The sequence below is a fragment of the Micromonospora sp. NPDC002575 genome, from assembly GCF_042889525.1.
Taxonomy (GTDB): Bacteria; Actinomycetota; Actinomycetes; order Mycobacteriales; family Micromonosporaceae; genus Micromonospora; species Micromonospora carbonacea.
The window spans coordinates 147,255-163,461 of record NZ_JBIARA010000008.1; the positions used below are offsets into that span (position 1 = coordinate 147,255).

Here is a 16,207-nt window from a genome sequence, read left to right on the forward strand (position 1 = left end):
CCCGGCCGCGGCCTACCGTCAGCGGTTCGTAAGAACTCCGGGCCGGGTCACCGTTCCGTAAGACTCTGTCACCGTCAGGTAAGGATTTCCGGGCGGATCAGGTCCTAGCGTCCGCGGCATGACCGATGTGGTTCTTCCCTGCCGCAACGAGGCCCCGGCCCTGCCCGACCTGCTGGCCCGGATGCCGGCCGGCTACCGGCCGATCGTGGTGGACAACGGCTCGACCGACGGCTCGGCGGAGGTGGCCCGCGCCTGCGGCGCCGAGGTGATCAGCGTCGCCGAGCCCGGCTACGGCGCCGCCGTACACGCCGGGGTCCTGGCGGCCGACCCCGGTGACGGCGTGGTGTGCGTGCTGGACGCCGACGGGTCCTTCGACCCGGCGCAGCTGCCCCGGCTGGCCGACCCGGTGCTGGCCGGCGAGGCGCACCTGGGCACCGGGCGGCGCCGCCCGGCCGCGCGGGGGGTGTGGCCCGCGCACGCCCGGGTCGCCAACGCCGTCCTGGCCCGTCGGCTGCGCCGCACGACCGGCCTCGACATCCACGACATCGGGCCGATCCGGGCTGTGCGCCGCGCCGACCTGCTGGCGCTGGGGCTGCGCGACCGCCGGTTCGGCTACCCGTTGGAGCTGCTGATCGCGGCGGGCCGGGCCGGCTGGCGGGTGGTCGAGGTCGACGTCGACTACCACCCCCGGGCGGCCGGCACCCGCTCGAAGGTGACCGGCACCGTGCTCGGCACCGTCCGCGCTGTCCGGGACATGAGCGCGGTGCTGGCCCGGTGAACGCCCCCCAGGTGCTGGTGCTGGCCAAGACGCCGGAACCCGGCCGGGTCAAGACGCGGCTCTGCCCGCCCTGCACCCCCGAGCAGGCCGCCCGGATCGCCGCGGCGGCCCTGGCCGACACCCTCGACACCGTCGCCGCGGCCACGGCCGGCGCGCGGATCCTGGTGGTCGACGGCGACCATCCGGCCCCGGCGGGCTGGGCGCGGCTCGCCCAGCGCGGCGGCCCGCTCGGCGACCGCCTCGCCAACGCGTTCGCCGACACCCGCCCGGTCGCCGACCGTCGTGGGGCGGCTGCGGCGACCCTGCTGATCGGGATGGACACCCCGCAGCTCACCGCCGCACACCTCGACGCCGCCGTGGGGCTGCTCGGCACGGCGGACGGGCCGGACGCGGTGCTCGGCCCGGCCGACGACGGCGGCTGGTGGGCGCTGGGCCTGCGCGAGCCCGGCCACGCCGAGGCCCTGCGCGCGATCCCCACCTCCACGGCGCACACCGGACAGCTCACCCTGGCCGCGTTGCGCCGCCGTGGCCTGCGGGTCCACCTGCTCCCCCGCCTGCGCGACGTGGACACCGTGGCCGACGCGCGCGCCGTGGCCGCGCTGTGCCCGCCGGGCAGCCGGTTCGCCGTCGCCGTCGACGCCGACGTGCCGTCAGCGGCGGCGGTCGGCCGGTGAACGCCGTCGCGGTCTTCGACGCCGTGTTCGACCGGGCCGCGTCGGGCGTCCCCGCCGCGTTCACGGCCCGACACTCCAGCGGCGGCGAGCTGCGGTTCGACCCGACCGTCTGGTGCCGGGACGCGACCGCCGGGGACTCGACGCTGCTCGCCCGCTGCACCGGCCCCACCCTCGACGTCGGCTGCGGACCCGGCAGGCTCACCGGCGCGCTGATCGCCGCCGGCCGGCCCGCCCTCGGCATCGACGTCAGCGCCACCGCCGTCCGCCTGGCCCGTGGCCGCGGCGCGGTCGCGCTGCAACGCGACGTCTTCGACCCGGTGCCGGGCACCGGCCGCTGGCAACATCTGCTGCTGGCCGACGGCAACATCGGCATCGGTGGTGACCCGCACCGGCTGCTGCGCCGCTGCCGCCGGCTCCTGGCGGCCGACGGCCGGCTGCACGCCGAGTTGGCGCCACCCGGCACGCCCGCCTGGTCCGGCACCGCCATGGTGCAGGCCCCCGGCGGCGTCGGCAGCCCGCTGAGCTGGGCCTGCGTGCCCCTCGACGGCCTGCCCGCGCTGGCCGGGGCCACGGCGCTGCGCATCCTCGACACCTGGACGGCGGCGGGCCGATGGTTCGCCACCCTCGGCCCCGCGTGACCGGCCGTCCGACCGTGCTGCGGCGGTTCGCCCGCTGGTGGTCGACGCCGCTGCCGGCACCGCCCGCGGCGCTGCGGCGGGGACCCATGCGCGCCGGCGCGTTCCCGTCCCGGCTGCGGTCGACGCGACTGACCAGTCAGCTCGGCGTCGCTCTCGGCGTGGCGTTCGCCGTCTGCTTCCTCACCGGGCTGCTCAGCCACCTGATCCAGGATCCGCCGGGCTGGTTCCGGTGGCCGGCCCGCCCGGTGGGGCTCTACCGGTTCACCCAGGGCCTGCACGTGGCGACCGGGCTCGCCACGGTGCCGCTGCTCGGCGCCAAGCTGTGGTCGGCCTACCCGCACCTGTTCGCCTGGCCGCCGGTCCGCTCGGTCGCCCACGCGCTCGAACGCGCCAGCGTCGGCGTCCTGGTCGCCGCCGCGCTGTTCCAGGTGATCGGCGGCGTCCTGAACGTCTCCCGCTGGTACGCGCCGATGCCGTTCTTCTTCACCGCCGGGCACTACTGGGTGGCGTGGCTGGCGGTCGGCGCGCTGCTGGTGCACGTCGGCGTGCACCTGCCGACCGTGCGCGGCGCGCTCGCCCGCCCCGCCGCCGGGCCGCCGGGCCGGCTGAGCCGGCGCGGGCTGCTCGGCGGCGTCGCCGCCGCGGCCGGGCTGATCACCCTGACCACGGTCGGGCAGACCGTCCGGCCGCTGTCCGGCCTGGCGGTGCTCGCGCCCCGCCGGCCGGACGTGGGGCCGCAGGGACTGCCGGTCAACAAGACCGCGGACAACGCCGGGGTACGCGCCCGGGCGCTCGACCCGTCCTACCGGCTGGCGGTCGTCGGCCCCGCCGGGCGGGCCGACCTGGATCTCGCCGCCCTGCACGCCTTCGCGCAGCACACCGCCGACCTGCCGATCGCCTGCGTGGAGGGGTGGAGCGCCACCGGGCGGTGGACCGGCGTGCGACTGCGGGACCTGGTGGCCCTCGCGGGCGGCGACCCGGACCGCGCGGAGGTCCTCGTCGAGTCGCTGGAGGCCGCCGGCCGGTACCGCGCGTCGACCGTCGCGCCCGCCCATGCCCGCGACCCGCTGACGCTGATCGCCCTGCGGCTCGACGGCGAGCCCCTGCACCCGGACCACGGCTACCCGGCGCGGCTGATCGCCCCGAACCGGCCCGGCGTGCTCCAGACGAAGTGGGTCGCCAGGATCACCGTGCGGGAGCCGCGATGAGGGTCCGCAGCGTGCTCGTCGCCGTCGGCGTCCTGCTGATGGGGTACGCCGTCGTGGGCGGCGGTGCCGACCCCGACCTGAAGCCGGCGGGCGTGCTGCTCTTCCTGGCCGGGGTGCTGGCCGGTCACGACCTCGTCTGGATGGTCGTGCTGCTGGCCGGTGGCGCGGCGGTCGCCCGGTTCGTCCCGCGCCGGCACCGACCCGTGGCGCGTGCCGTCGCCGTCAGCGCCGCCGCGCTCACCGTCGTGGCGGTGCCGCTCGTCCTCGGCTTCGGTCGGCCCCCGGACAACCCCTCGGTGCTGCCGCTGCCGTACGGCCGCAACCTCGCCGCCGTCCTGCTCCTCGTCGCCGGCGCGGCACTGGCGGCGTGCCTGACGGCGGACCGACGTGACCGGTCGGCGGCGCGCCGTGGGAGGGGCCGGCCGGCGGCGGACCGTAAGCAATCCGAAAGACCCGGCGGGGGCGGCCCGCCGTCGCCTGGTCGGTAGCGTGGCCGGGATGGGGCATCGGGTGCTGGTGGTCGACGACGACCCGACGGTCAGCGACGTCGTGCGGCGCTACCTGGAACAGGACGGCTGCGAGGTCAGGCTGGCCGTCGACGGCGCCGACGGCCTCGCGGCGATCGCCACCCACCGGCCCGATCTCGTGGTGCTCGATCTCATGATGCCCGGCATCGACGGCCTCGAGGTGTGCCGCCGGATCCGCAGGCAACTGCCGGACCTGCCGGTGATCATGCTCACCGCCCTCGGCGAGGAGGCCGACCGCGTCCTGGGGCTGGAGGTCGGCGCCGACGACTACGTGACCAAGCCGTTCTCGCCCCGCGAGCTCCTGCTCCGCATCCGTTCGGTGCTGCGCCGCACGAGCGGGCACACCACCGGCCCGGCCGGCCTCACCCGGCTCGTCGACGCGGAGCTGGCCGTCGACACCGACCGCCGCGTCGCCGAGCGCGACGGCGCGCCGCTGGCGCTGACCGTCCGGGAGTTCGACCTGCTGGCCTTCCTCCTGCGCCACCCCGGGCGCGCCTGGTCCCGCGCCGAGCTGCTGGACAAGGTGTGGGGCTGGCAGTTCGGCGACCAGTCGACGGTGACCGTCCACGTCCGCCGGCTGCGCGAGAAGATCGAGAACGACCCGGCCGAGCCGCGCCGCATCCGCACCATCTGGGGCGTCGGCTACCGCTACGACCCGCTCGACGAGGGAGCCCGGCGGTGAGCGACATGCTGCTCATCGGGCTCTACGCCCTCGTCGCCGGAGGCGTCGTCGGGCTGGCCGGGGCCGGGACGCTGCGGCTGCTGCGCGGCCGGTCGATCCTCGTGCACGTGCTGGTGCTGCTCACCGTCACCGTGCTCGCCGTGGTCGTCGGCGTCGCCACGGTCGCCCAGGCCATGTTCCTGTCCCCGCACGACCTGTGGGTCGTCCTCGTCACCGTGAGCGCCTCCGCGGTGATCAGCCTCGCCGTCGGCGCCGTCTTCGGCAGCCGGCTGGCCGCCTCCGCCGTCTGGGCGCAGGCGGCCCGGGACCGGGAACGGCGGCTGGAGGCCGGGCGGCGTGAACTCGTCGCCTGGGTGTCGCACGACCTGCGTACCCCGCTCGCCGGGCTGCGGGCGATGGCCGAGGCCCTGGAGGACCGCATCATCGACGACCCGGCCACCGTCGACGAATACCACCGGCGCATCCGCGTCGAGACCGACCGGATGGCCCAGCTCGTCGACGACCTGTTCGAGCTGTCCCGGATCAACGCGGGGGCGCTGCGGCTCGCGCCCACCACCGTGCCGCTGCGCGACGTCGTGTCCGACGCGATCGCCGGGGTCGCCCCGCTCGCCGCCCGCCGCCGGATCCACCTGGTCGCCGCGGACAGCGGCTGGCCCCTCGTCCGCGCCGGCGAGCGCGAACTCGCCCGCGTCGTCAGCAACCTGCTGATCAACTCCGTCCGGTACACGCCGGAAGACGGCACCGTGCACATCGCGGCCGGCCACGAACGCGACGGCGTGTGGCTCGCCGTCTCCGACACCTGCGGCGGCATTCCCGAGGAGGACCTGGACCGGGTGTTCGACGTCGCCTTCCGCGGCGAACGCGCCCGCACCCCGGGCGCGGCCGGCTCCGGTGGCGGCGGGGGGCTCGGCCTGGCGATCGTGCGCGGCCTCGTCGAGGCGCACGGCGGCCGGGTCGACGTGCGCAACACGGCCCGCGGCTGCCAGTTCGAGGTGCGTCTCCCCACGGCCTGACCCCCGGGGCGGGGCAGTACGGGTGTCGCCGTTGCGCAGGCGGTCAGGGCCACCGGTGCCTGCTGTCGGGGCGTTCCGCCTGGCGGACGCACCGGACGCGGGTCCCGCCCCGACGGTCGTCTCCGCGTACGTCCGTCCGAAAGGCGGGGGCCGGAACCCGCACGCCGGGTCGCCGCCGGAGCGCGATTGCCCTCCGGCGGCGTCCGACGGTGGGGTCAGTTCCGGTTGATCGTGAAGGTGGACGTGGTGTTCCTGATGTCCTGCGCGTTGTTGCTCAGTCGCAGGTTGGTGAAGGTGACGGAGCCGACGGCCGGCCCCTGGCCCGCTTCCGGCATCTCGTTCACCCAGATCCCGAAGCCGGACTTGGCGTCGAACGCGTCACCGCTGCGACGCGCGCCGCTGATCGAGATGTTGGTGAAGACCGTGTCGGTGACCGGGAACTGCGGCTGGCCGCCGACGTAGTTGGTCTGGAACATGATGCCGCTGTAGGTCGGGTCGACGATGTCGACGTCGCTGACCCGAATGCCCTGGAACACCTTCGACGCGGAGAAGACCCAGATCGCGGGGAAGGTCTGGGCGCCCCAGAAGTGCCCGCCGGCCCGGACGATGGAGATGTTCTCGAACCGGGTGGGCGGGTTGGCGCCGAAGCCGTTCATCGGATAGCCGAAGTCGAGCGAACTGATCGTGATGCCGGAGTAGACAAGCGTGTCGGCGATGTAGATGTTGCGGAACGTGTTGCCGTAGCCGCCGTAGACGGCCACCCCGGCGGCCCGCCAGGTCAGGGTCGAGGTCAGGTTCTCGTAGACGTTGTCCTTCATGTCGGCGCCGCCGGCGTCGATCGCCGAGAACAGCGCGAAGCTGTCGTCGCCGGTGGCCCGCGCGTCGTTGTTGCTGACCAGGTTGTTGGTGCTGCCGTTGGTCATGTTGACGCCGTCGGCGAACATGTTGCGGATCCGGGAGTTCTTGATGGTCACGTAGTCGGTGTTCGCGCCCCAGTAGAGGCACACCATGTGCTCGTTCCAGATGTTGTCGATCACGATGTTCGACACGTTGGCGAAGTCGAACACCTTGCCCGGGCCGTCGATGCGCGAGGTGTAGTTGCCGAAGTAGGCGAAGTTCGCGAACGACGAGCCGGCCGCCGAGTTCTCGGCGCGGAAGCCGATATCGGTGTTGTCCTGGCCCGACGGGGCGGTGAACCGGGTGTACCAGGGGCCGGCCCCGGTGACCTTGACCGCCTTGCCGTACACCTGGAACTTCGACGCCGTGGAGTAGGTGCCGGCGGGCAGGTAGACGCCGATCAGGTTGCCGGTGGTGTCCATCCGCACCCGGTCCAGGGCGTTCTGCACGTCGGAGTGGGTGAACCCGGCCGGCGTGGTGTACCTCGCCGGGTCCGGGTTGGCGATCGGCGCGACCTGCTCGGTGTTGATGAAGTCGATCGCGTACGTGGTGGTGTTCGCCGGGTCCTTCTGCAGGCGGATCCGGCTGCCGGCCGGGACGGTCGAGTTGAGCATGACGTTGGCTTCGTCGTAGATGTGCCGCGGGCCGCCCGCGCCCGGCGAGTTGCCCGGGCTGGCCTCGGCCCCGTAGAGCCAGGCGTAGCGGGAGGTCAGGTCGATGGCCTTGTGGAACGTGCCGTTGACGTAGATGTTCAGCGTCGAATTGATCCCGCCGCCGCCCGGGGCGTCCGGGATGGAGAAGCGGGTGACCAGCGTGTTGGTGCTGGCCCGGGTGGTCCACTCGACGTAGCTGCCGGTCGAGTTGAGGGTGACCGCGCGGCGGCCGGACGCCTCGCCGGCCAGGTCGCCGACGGTCCGGTTCGGCCCGACCACGGCAGCGCCGCCGCCGACCACGCCGTCCTCGGCCTCGTACATGTCGTACGGCATGTTCGCGCCCCGGCCGACGAACAGCGGCCGGTCGCTGGTGTTGTTGGCCTGCTTGACCGGCAGCTCGTTGCCGTCGGCGGCGAGCGCCACCCGCACGGTGTACCTGCCGTTCGCGGCGGTCCAGGTGCCCAGGTCGACCGGGGCGACCGTGGCCCCGGCGTTGATAACCCCGGAGTACGAGCCGGTCAGCGTGCGCACGGCGGTGCCGGCCTCGTTGAGCACGGTGAGCGTGATGCCGTGCGCGCCCGACGCCGAGGCGACCGATCCGGCGTTGCGCAGGGTCACCGAGAACGTGACGATGCTGCCCGCCGACGGGTTGCCCGGGGTCCAGCCGACCACCGAGGCGACCAGGTCCGAGCTGGCGACCGGGTTCACCACCAGCGCCGAGGGGTGGGTGTAGCTGTTGTTCGTCTCGTCCTGCTCGATGACGGCGTTGGCCTCGTCGACCTTGGCGCTCAGCGGGTAGCTGCCCGCCGCACGGGTGCCGATGTTGGCCGAGACGGTGGTCGACGCGCCGGCGGCCAGGGCGCCGACGGCGGCCGTGCCCACCCGGACGCCGCCCAGGTACAGGTTGACGTTGGTGGCGGCGGACGCCGCCGTGCCGGCGTTGCGCACCGTGGCCGACAGGGTGACCGCGTCGGTCTCGGTCGGGTTGGCCGGGCTGGCCGACATGCCGGTGACGGTCAGGTCCGGGTTGGCCGCCGGGACGCCGAGCACCTGGAACTCGGCCACCTGGCCGCCCGGGGCACCGGAGTTGGCGGTGAAGGTCAGCCGCACGTCGGCGGCGGTGGCGGAGACCGGGATGGTCACCGTGTTGCCCGAGCCCGGGTTGAAGGCGTAGCCGGTCGCGCCGACCAGGCCGGTGAACCCGGAGGCGCTCTGCTCGCGGCCGAGCACCTGCACGGTCTGGGTGCGGGCGCCCCACGCCGAGTCGGGGTTCAGCTTCAGCACCACGGCGCTGATGGCCGCGTTCGACCCGAGCTGCACGGTCAGGGTGCCCGGCAGGCCGTTGCTCTCCCAGTACGTCGCCGTGTCGTTGTCGTTGGCGTTGGCCGGCACGAACGTGTGCACGTACCCGGAGGCGGTGACCGGCTTGCCGACGGCGAGGTTGGCGCCGCCGGTGCCGGTGCCGGTGCGGGTCACCGAGTTGCTGTTCGCCGACTGGTTGCCGGCGGCGTCGCGGGCCCGCACGTGGTACGTGACCGTGGCGCTGGCCGGCTGGTCGTCGGTGTAGGTGAGCACGTTCCCGGCGACGCTGCCGCGCAGGGCGCCGTTGGCGTAGACGTCGTACGAGGTGACGCCGGTGTTGTCGGACGAGGCGCTCCAGGTCAGCCGGATCTGGCCGCTGGCCGGCTGGGTGTAGGCCAGGTTCGCCGGGGCGGTCGGGGCCTGGGTGTCTCCGGAGGTGCTGCCGTAGACCTCGAACTCGGAGACCTGGCCGGCCGGCCAGCCCGTGTTGGCGGTGACGTTCAGCCGGACGTACCGGCTGGCGGCGGCGGGGAACGTGATGGTCACCGTGTTGCCCGTGGCCGGGTCGAAGGTGTAGCCGGCGGACGCCTTCAGGGTGGTGAAGGTCGAGCCGTTCGTGCTGCCCTGCACGGAAAGCGTCTGGGTGCGGGTCTGCCACGCGGCGGCCGGCGGGAGCTTCAGCACCACCCGGTCCACGGTGACGGTCGAGCCGAGGTCGGCCTGGAGCCACTGCGGGAAGGCGTTGTTGGCGCTCTCCCAGTAGGTGCTGGCGTTGCCGTCGTTGGCGTTGCCCGGGCCGTAGTTCTGGCTGACGCTGCTGGCGGTCATGGTGGCGGAGATGCCGGCGAGGGCCGCCGCCGTCGCGGGGGCCGGGGCGGGCGCGGCGGTGCCGGCGCGCGGCGCGGCCACGGCGGGCCCGCCGGAGACCAGCAGGCCGGCGGCGAGCAGGCCGGCGGTCAGCAACCGGCCGGGGGTACGTCGTCTCGTGCTGTTTCCGGGCATGGCGGAGCTGCACCTTCTTTCGGGGGTGGTGGTGCCCGCCGGTGGGCGGGGGTGCCACGGCGGGGTGGGACTGCCCGGGCCGGCCGGTCGTGGGGACGCACCGACCGGCCGGGGCTGGCGCGCCGGCGGGCCCGGGTGACGCCGTCCGGCCCGGCGACGCCGTCAGGCCGAGTGGACCTCGAACTCGGAGAGCTGGCCGGCCGGCCAGGCGGTGTTGCCGGTGAAGGTCACCCGGACGTGCCGGCGGGTGGTGGCGGGGAAGGTCACGGTCACGGTGTTGCCGGTGGCCGGGTCGAACGTGTACCCGGCCGAGGGCTTGAGCGTGGTGAACGCCGAGCCGTCGGTGGAGCCGAGGACGGAGAGGGTCTGGGTGCGGGTCTGCCAGGCCGCCGCCGGGGGAAGCCTCAGCACCACCCGGGACACCGACCGGGCGACGCCCAGGTCCACGGTCAGCGACTGCGGGAAGGCGTTGTTGGCGCTCTCCCAGTAGGTGCTGGCGTCGCCGTCGACGGCGTTGCCGCCGCCGTACACGTCGGCGTGGCTGGTCTCGCTGACCGGACGTCCCTGCGCCAGGTTCCCGGTGGGCGGCGGCGTCGTGGGCGGGGCGGTGGTCGGCGGCGGGGTCGAGCCGCCGCCGTACACCTCGAACTCGGAGACCTGGCCCGCCGGCCAGCTGGTGTTGCCGGTGAAGGTCAGCCGCAGGAACCGCCGGCTGCCGGCCGGCAGGGTGATCGACACGGCGTTGCCGGTGGCCGGGTCGAACGTGTACCCGGCGGAGGCGAGGATCGTCGCGTACGCCGAGCCGTCCGTCGAGCCGGCGACCGCGAGGGTCTGGGTCCGGGTCCCCCAGCCGGCCGGGAGCCTCAGCGCGATCCGGTTGGTGCTGACCGCCGCGCCGAGGTCGACCGTCAGGGTCTGCGGGAACACGCCGTTGGCGCTCTCCCAGTAGCTGGCCGCGTTGCCGTCCACCGCGTTGCCGGCGACGTAGGTCTGCGACACGCTCGACGCGGTCACCGGCCGGCCCTGGGCCAGGTTCCCGTTGCCCGGCGGGGGCGTGGTCGGCGGCGGGGTGGTGGGCGGGGCCGTGGTGGGCGGCGGGGTGGTGGGGGTGCCGGTGGGCGGGCTGGTCGGCCCGTTGCCCCACTGCGGCGTCGGCCACGGCCCGCAGTACGGGGTGGCGGTGTACCAGCCGGAGTTGCCGGATCCCTGGGTGACCTGGAAGCCGCTGCCCACGCAGTTGTGCATCGGGTTGCTCTGCGCGATCCCGGTGGCCCGGACGCCGGTGAACGACACCTGGCTCGGCGCCTGCACCTGGAGCGCGTACGTCCCCGCGCCGTCGATGCGCACGTTGGTGAGGTTGATCCCGCTGCTCTGCCCCTCGATCCAGTGCAGCGCCGCGTAGGAGCTGTCGAGGATGTCGGTGTCGGTGATGTTGACGGTGGCCCCCTGGATCGCCTCGTTGAGGGCGGAGAACCAGATCGCGCCGACGCCGAAGTTCCAGTTGTAGTCGGAGTTCCCGTTGCGGATCAGGGTGTTACGGGCGATCGTCCAGGTGCCCCTGACCGCGGTGTCGCCCTGCACCCCGGGGTAACGGTTCGCGACGTGGATGCCGCCGCCGTTCGTCACCGAGTCGGCCGTCACGTTGTCGGTGATCTTGATGTCCCGGCCGCCGTAGCTGACCAGGTGGTTGGCCAGGATGGTGACGCCGATGGTGTTGCGGGTGAAAGAGTTGTTGACGTTCGGCACGCTCTGCGCCCACATGGCGAGCGCGTCGTCGCCGGTGTTGCGGACGAAGGTGTTGGTCACCGTCGAGTTGGTCACGCCCCAGTGGAAGTTCACCCCGTCGGCGGTCTGGTCGAGGATCCGGCTGTTGCGGATGGTGAAGTTGTCCATCGGGCCGTCCATCCAGGCCCCGACCTTGGTGTGCTGCATCCAGACGTTGTCGACCACCGAGTCGGTCATCGCCCCGCCGATGGCGTTCACCTGGTCGTCGTCGATCCGCTCCCGGACGTCACCGATGATCGCGAAGTCCCGCAGGGTGACGTTGCGGCTCGGGCCGCCGGCCTCGTGCGGCCGGATCTGTCCGGTGTAGCCGCCGCCGGGGACGTACTTGCCGTAGACGCCGGCGGCGCGCTTGCGGTCGGTGGGGTGCCGGCCGCCGAGCACCGAATACCACGGGCCGGCGCCGCGCAGGGTCACCCCGTCGACGACGACGTGGTCCCAGAGGGTGAAGGTCCCGGCCGGGATCCACACCGCGCGGCCCTGGGCCCTGCCGGCGTCGACGGCGGCCTGGAACCTCGCCGTGGAGTCGGTGGCCCCGCTCGGGTCCGCGCCGAAGTCCGTGACGACGTCGAGCACCCCGGCGGGCTTGGCGATCGGCGCGCCGACGAGCTCGAAGTCGGCCAGATCGATGGTGAACGTCGGGGACTGCGCGGTCGAGGAGACCTGCAAGCGGATCTTCGTGCCCGCCGGGTAGGTGGTCCCGAACATGGTCCGGGTCTCGTCGTAGAAGTGGTGCGGGTTGGTGTCGCCCGGATTGTTGTTGAACGGGTAGCCGCCGTAGTACCAGCCGTACCGGGAGGTCACCGGGACGGCCTTGACCAGGCTGCCGTTGGCGCGCAGGTCGATGCTGGCGTCCCGGCCGGTGCCGGCGGCGTTGTCGGGCAGGCTGTAGCGGAAGGTCACCGCGTTGGCCGGGGCGGTCAGGGTGAACTCGACGTACTCGCCGACGGCGTCGAGGGTGACCGCCTCCCGGCCGGACGCCTCGGACGGCAGCTGGCCGTAGTAGCGGGTCGGGCCGATCCGGGTGCCGTTGTGCGCCGCCCGCTCCGCCTCCTGCTCGACGAACGGCACGGTCGCGCCCCGTCCGGGGATGTCGAACGGGGACAGCCCGGCGGCGCGGGCGGGGGTGGCGGTGGAGAACGAGACGACCGTTACGGCCGCCGCCACCAGCGCGACGCCGGCGAACGCGGCCAGCACGGCACGGGCGGGTCTTCCGAGGGTGACGACGGTGGTGCCGGTGGTGTGGTGGGCCATGCGGGGAGCTCTCCGTTTCGTCATCAGGCCAGGTCCCCCTGGACTGGGCGGTTCGCGGTAGCTGCTTCTCCTTCGGGTCGGGCGTCGGGGGCGGTGGCGCCGGCCGGGCGGGACGGACCGGCCGACGCCACGGCCGGGTCGGGTCAGCCGGCCGGCGTGGGACCGGCGGCGGGATCCTCGGCGGTGCGCAGCCAGACGGCGGTGTCCGGCGGGAGCAGGTCGCCCTCCAGCGGCCCGCTGGCCAGCAGCCGCGCCTCGTGCGGGGGCAGCGGCGCCGGGGCCCCGCCCAGGTTGACCAGGCAGGCGAAGCCGGCCCCCCGGGCGAAGGCGAGCACCCCGTCGGGCGCGGCCAGCCAGCGCATCGTCCCGTCGCCGAGGCCCGGCTCCGCACGCCGGATGCCGATCGCCGCCCGGTACAACTCCAACATCGAGCACGGGTCGCCGGTCTGCGCCCGGACCGTGCGGTCCTTCCATTCGGCGGGCTGAGGCAGCCAGGGCGCCCGCACCGCGTCGTCAGGGCTGAACCCGAACGGCGGCGCGTCGGCGGACCAGGGCAGCGGCACCCGGCAGCCGTCCCGGCCGTGCCCGGAGCGGCCCCACATCGGGTCCTGACGCAGCTCGGTCGGGATGTCCTCGACCTCCCACAGGCCCAGCTCCTCGCCCTGGTAGACGTAGACCGCGCCGGGCAGGGCCAGGGTCAGCAACGCCGCCGCGCGGGCCCGTACGGTGCCCAGCTCCACGTCGGTGGGGACACCCTCGCGTTTGGCGGCGAAGCTGAACGTGGTGTCCGCACGGCCGTACCGGGTGACGTGCCGGGTCACGTCGTGGTTGGACAGCACCCAGGTGGCGGGTGCGCCGACCGGGGCGTGCGCGGCGAGGGTGTCGTCGACGCACCGGCGCAGCGCCGCCGCCTCCCAGGCGCAGCCGAGGAAGTCGAAGTTGAACGCCGAGTGCAGCTCGTCGGGGCGCAGGTAGTTGGCGAACCGCTGGCGATCCGGCAGCCACACCTCGCCGATCAGCGCCCGGTCGCCCGGGTACCCGTCGGCGATCCGCCGCCAGTCCCGGTAGACGTCGTGCACCGCGTCGAGGTCGACGAAGGGACTGGGCGCGCCGTCGACCGCCTCGGGCAGCGCCGGATCCTTCATCAACAGGGCGGCCGAGTCGATCCGGATCCCGTCCACCCCCCGGTCGAGCCAGAAGCGCAGGATGTCCTCGAACTCGGCACGCACCCTCGGGTGGTCCCAGTTGAGGTCGGGCTGCTCGGGTGTGAACAGGTGCAGGTACCAGTCGCCGGGGGTGCCGTCCGGGTTGGTGGTCCGGGTCCAGGTGCCCCCGCCGAACTGGGACACCCACTCGGTGGGCGGCCGGTCGCCGCCGGGGCCGCCGCCGGGGCGGAACCAGAACAGCTCCCGCTCGGGGGCGTCCGGGCCGCCGGCCAGCGCCGCCTGGAACCAGGGGTGCGCGGCGGAGCAGTGGTTGGGCACCACGTCGACGATGATCCGGATGCCCCGGTCGTGCGCCTCGGCGATCAACTCCTCGGCCTCGGCGAGGCTGCCGAAGACCGGGTCGATGTCCCGGTGGTCGGCGACGTCGTAGCCGGCGTCGGCCATCGGCGAGGGATACCAGGGGCTCAGCCACACGGCGTCGACGCCGAGGCCGGACAGGTGGTCCAGGTGCGCCCGGATCCCCTCGATGTCGCCGATTCCGTCGCCGTTGCCGTCGGCGAAGCTGCGCGGATAGATCTGGTAGATCACCGCACTGCGCCACCACGGGCCAGCAGCTGATGTGGACACGGGCACCTGCTTTCTCAGTCGTACCGGCTGTCTCGGTGGGGTCGGGTGCCGGGGCGGGTCAGCCCTTCACGCCACCGGCCGACAGGCCGCTGACGATGCTGCGTTGGAAGACCAGGAAGACCACCACCATCGGGATGCTGGCGATCACCAGGCCGGCCATCATCTCGGTGGGCGGCACCTGGCTGACGTTGGAGAGGCGGCTCAGCGCGACGCTGAGGGTCTGCGCGTCGGTGTCCTGGAGCACCAGCAGCGGCCAGAGGAAGTCCTTCCAGATCGCGATGATCGAGAAGATGGAGACCACGGCGAGCACCGGACGCGACAGCGGCAGCACGATGGACCAGAGCACCCGCAGCCGGCCCGCGCCGTCCAGGCTCGCCGAGTCGAGCAGGTCGTCGGGGATCTGGTCGAAGAACCGCTTCAGCACGTAGACGTTGAACGCGTTGGCCGCGCCCGGCAGCCACAGCGCCCACGGGGTGTTCAGCAGGTTGACGTGGAGGATCGGCACGTCGGTGACCGTGAGGTAGGCCGGCACCAGCAGGGCGGCGGCCGGCAGCATCAGGCTGGCCAGCATCCCGGCCAGCACCACGTTGCCGAAGCGCGGTCGCAGCTTGGACAGCGCGTACGCGGCGGTCACCGCGACGACGAGCTGGATCAGCCAACCGCCGACGGCGTAGTAGACGGTGTTGGTGAAGTACCGCAGGATCTGCATGTGGTCCCACGCCTCGGCGTAGGTCTGCGGGTGGAACGACTCCGGCACGAAGGTCGGCGGTGTCTGGGCGAACTCGGCCGGCGACTTCACCGCGCCGGTCACCATCCAGTAGAGCGGGAAGAAGAAGACCAGCGCGAACACGACGGTGACCACGCCGAGGACGACGAGGTAGACGACCCTCCCCCGGCCCCGGCTCAGCTCGGTCTCCGAGATCAGGGTACGGGTGGCCGGTGGCCCGCCGAGCCGCTGGCGGCCCCGCCGGTTCTCATCGGCCGGCGCGGCGGCCGGCGGCACCGGCGGCGCGGGCGGAGCGGTGAGTGTCATGGCGGGCCCCCTCAGTCGGCGCGGCGGGTGAGCCGGAGGTAGATGGCGGAGAAGGCGCCCAGCACCACGAAGAGCAGCACGCTCATCGCCGCCGCGAGGCCGAAGTCGTTGTTGACGGTGAAGGCGTACCGGTAGATCAGGATCATCACCGTCACCGTGTCCGGGTTGGTGGTGCCGGTGAGCTGGTACGGCTCGATGAACACCTGCATGGTGGCGATGACCTGGAGCAGCAGCAGGACCAGCATGATGAAGCGCAGCTGCGGGATGGTGACGTGCCGCAGCCGCTGCCAGACCGAGGCGCCGTCCAGCTCGGCCGCCTCGTACAGCTCGCCGGGGATGCTCTGCAACGCCGCGAGGTACATCAGGGTGGCGCCGCCGAGGTTCGCCCAGGTGGAGACCAGGACCAGGGAGATCATCGCGGTGCCGGAGGACTGGGTCCACTGCGACTCCGGCAGGTGCGCCCCGCGCAGCACGGTGTTGAACAGGCCGTTGCCCGGGTCGTAGAAGTACTTCCAGAGCAGCACCACCACGATCGGCGGCAGCATCACCGGCAGGTACACCGCGATCCGGAAGAACCCCTTGAAGTGGCGCAGCTCGTTGAGCAGGATCGCCAGGGCCAGCGGCACCAGGTAGCCCAGCACCAGCGCCAACCCGGTGAAGACCAGGGTGTTCTTCCACGCCGTCCAGAACAGCGGGTCGGCGAGGAGCGCCTCGAAGTTGTCCAGCCCCACCCAGTAGGGGTCGGTGACGAAGTTGACCTGCTGGAAGCTCAGCAGGACCCCGCGCGCCAGCGGATACCAGGAGAACAACGCGAAGCAGGCGATGCCGGCCGCCAGGAAGGCGTACGCCAGGAGGTTGTCGGAGATCGAGCGGCGGAGCCGTGCGCCGCGCGGCCCGCGCGAGCCGGCCGTGACGACCGCCATGCCATGTCCTTTCGTGCTCGGGAGGGCCCCGGCCAGCCGCTGCGTGCG

12 protein-coding genes are annotated in these 16,207 nt (G+C 73.5%); 7 read left to right on the forward strand and 5 right to left on the reverse strand.

The features are described from left to right. The first annotated feature begins 118 nt into the window (after window positions 1–118). The 7 genes from ACFYWL_RS14880 to ACFYWL_RS14910 are packed head-to-tail and all read left to right on the forward strand — an operon-like array spanning window position 119 to window position 5,520. Window positions 119–778: a glycosyltransferase family 2 protein gene (locus tag ACFYWL_RS14880; RefSeq protein ID WP_386972364.1), complete on the forward strand. Its 660-nt coding sequence runs from the start codon at window positions 119–121 to the stop codon at window positions 776–778. Further along, window positions 775–1,452 carry a TIGR04282 family arsenosugar biosynthesis glycosyltransferase gene (locus ACFYWL_RS14885; protein ID WP_386972366.1) on the forward strand — a complete coding sequence of 226 codons (678 nt, stop codon included), beginning with the start codon at window positions 775–777 and terminating at the stop codon, window positions 1,450–1,452. Before ACFYWL_RS14880 ends, ACFYWL_RS14885 begins: the two co-directional genes overlap by 4 nt. Then, complete coding sequence (locus tag ACFYWL_RS14890) at window positions 1,449–2,090, forward strand: methyltransferase domain-containing protein (protein WP_386972369.1); 642 nt, start codon at window positions 1,449–1,451, stop codon at window positions 2,088–2,090. Before ACFYWL_RS14885 ends, ACFYWL_RS14890 begins: the two co-directional genes overlap by 4 nt. After that, window positions 2,087–3,298 carry a molybdopterin-dependent oxidoreductase gene (locus tag ACFYWL_RS14895; RefSeq protein ID WP_386972372.1) on the forward strand — a complete coding sequence of 404 codons (1,212 nt, stop codon included), beginning with the start codon at window positions 2,087–2,089 and terminating at the stop codon, window positions 3,296–3,298. The genes ACFYWL_RS14890 and ACFYWL_RS14895 overlap by 4 nt, the downstream gene beginning before the upstream one ends. Next, the gene (locus ACFYWL_RS14900) at window positions 3,295–3,786 is read left to right on the forward strand and encodes a hypothetical protein (protein WP_386972375.1); all 492 of its coding nucleotides are present in this window, start codon (window positions 3,295–3,297) and stop codon (window positions 3,784–3,786) included. The genes ACFYWL_RS14895 and ACFYWL_RS14900 overlap by 4 nt, the downstream gene beginning before the upstream one ends. Window positions 3,787–3,796: 10 nt before the next feature. Beyond that, window positions 3,797–4,507, forward strand: coding sequence for a response regulator transcription factor (locus ACFYWL_RS14905; RefSeq protein ID WP_386972378.1), 711 nt, complete (start codon window positions 3,797–3,799; stop codon window positions 4,505–4,507). 5 nt (window positions 4,508–4,512) lie between these two features. Beyond that, window positions 4,513–5,520, forward strand: coding sequence for a sensor histidine kinase (locus tag ACFYWL_RS14910; RefSeq protein ID WP_386972601.1), 1,008 nt, complete (start codon window positions 4,513–4,515; stop codon window positions 5,518–5,520). 215 nt (window positions 5,521–5,735) lie between these two features. Here the strand turns inward: ACFYWL_RS14910 and ACFYWL_RS14915 are convergent, their stop codons facing one another. The 5 genes from ACFYWL_RS14915 to ACFYWL_RS14935 form a co-directional block, all read right to left on the reverse strand. Continuing rightward, window positions 5,736–9,374 carry a discoidin domain-containing protein gene (locus ACFYWL_RS14915; RefSeq protein WP_386972381.1) on the reverse strand — a complete coding sequence of 1,213 codons (3,639 nt, stop codon included), beginning with the start codon at window positions 9,372–9,374 and terminating at the stop codon, window positions 5,736–5,738. A gap of 162 nt (window positions 9,375–9,536) precedes the next feature. After that, window positions 9,537–12,434, reverse strand: coding sequence for a discoidin domain-containing protein (locus ACFYWL_RS14920; RefSeq protein ID WP_386972384.1), 2,898 nt, complete (start codon window positions 12,432–12,434; stop codon window positions 9,537–9,539). A 119-nt stretch (window positions 12,435–12,553) separates the two neighbouring features. Beyond that, complete coding sequence (locus tag ACFYWL_RS14925) at window positions 12,554–14,203, reverse strand: glycoside hydrolase family 13 protein (RefSeq protein WP_386972387.1); 1,650 nt, start codon at window positions 14,201–14,203, stop codon at window positions 12,554–12,556. 58 nt (window positions 14,204–14,261) lie between these two features. Then, window positions 14,262–15,236: a carbohydrate ABC transporter permease gene (locus tag ACFYWL_RS14930; RefSeq protein ID WP_386972390.1), complete on the reverse strand. Its 975-nt coding sequence runs from the start codon at window positions 15,234–15,236 to the stop codon at window positions 14,262–14,264. Between the two features lie 11 nt (window positions 15,237–15,247). Continuing rightward, complete coding sequence (locus tag ACFYWL_RS14935; RefSeq protein WP_386972393.1) at window positions 15,248–16,159, reverse strand: carbohydrate ABC transporter permease; 912 nt, start codon at window positions 16,157–16,159, stop codon at window positions 15,248–15,250. Window positions 16,160–16,207: the final 48 nt, after the last annotated feature.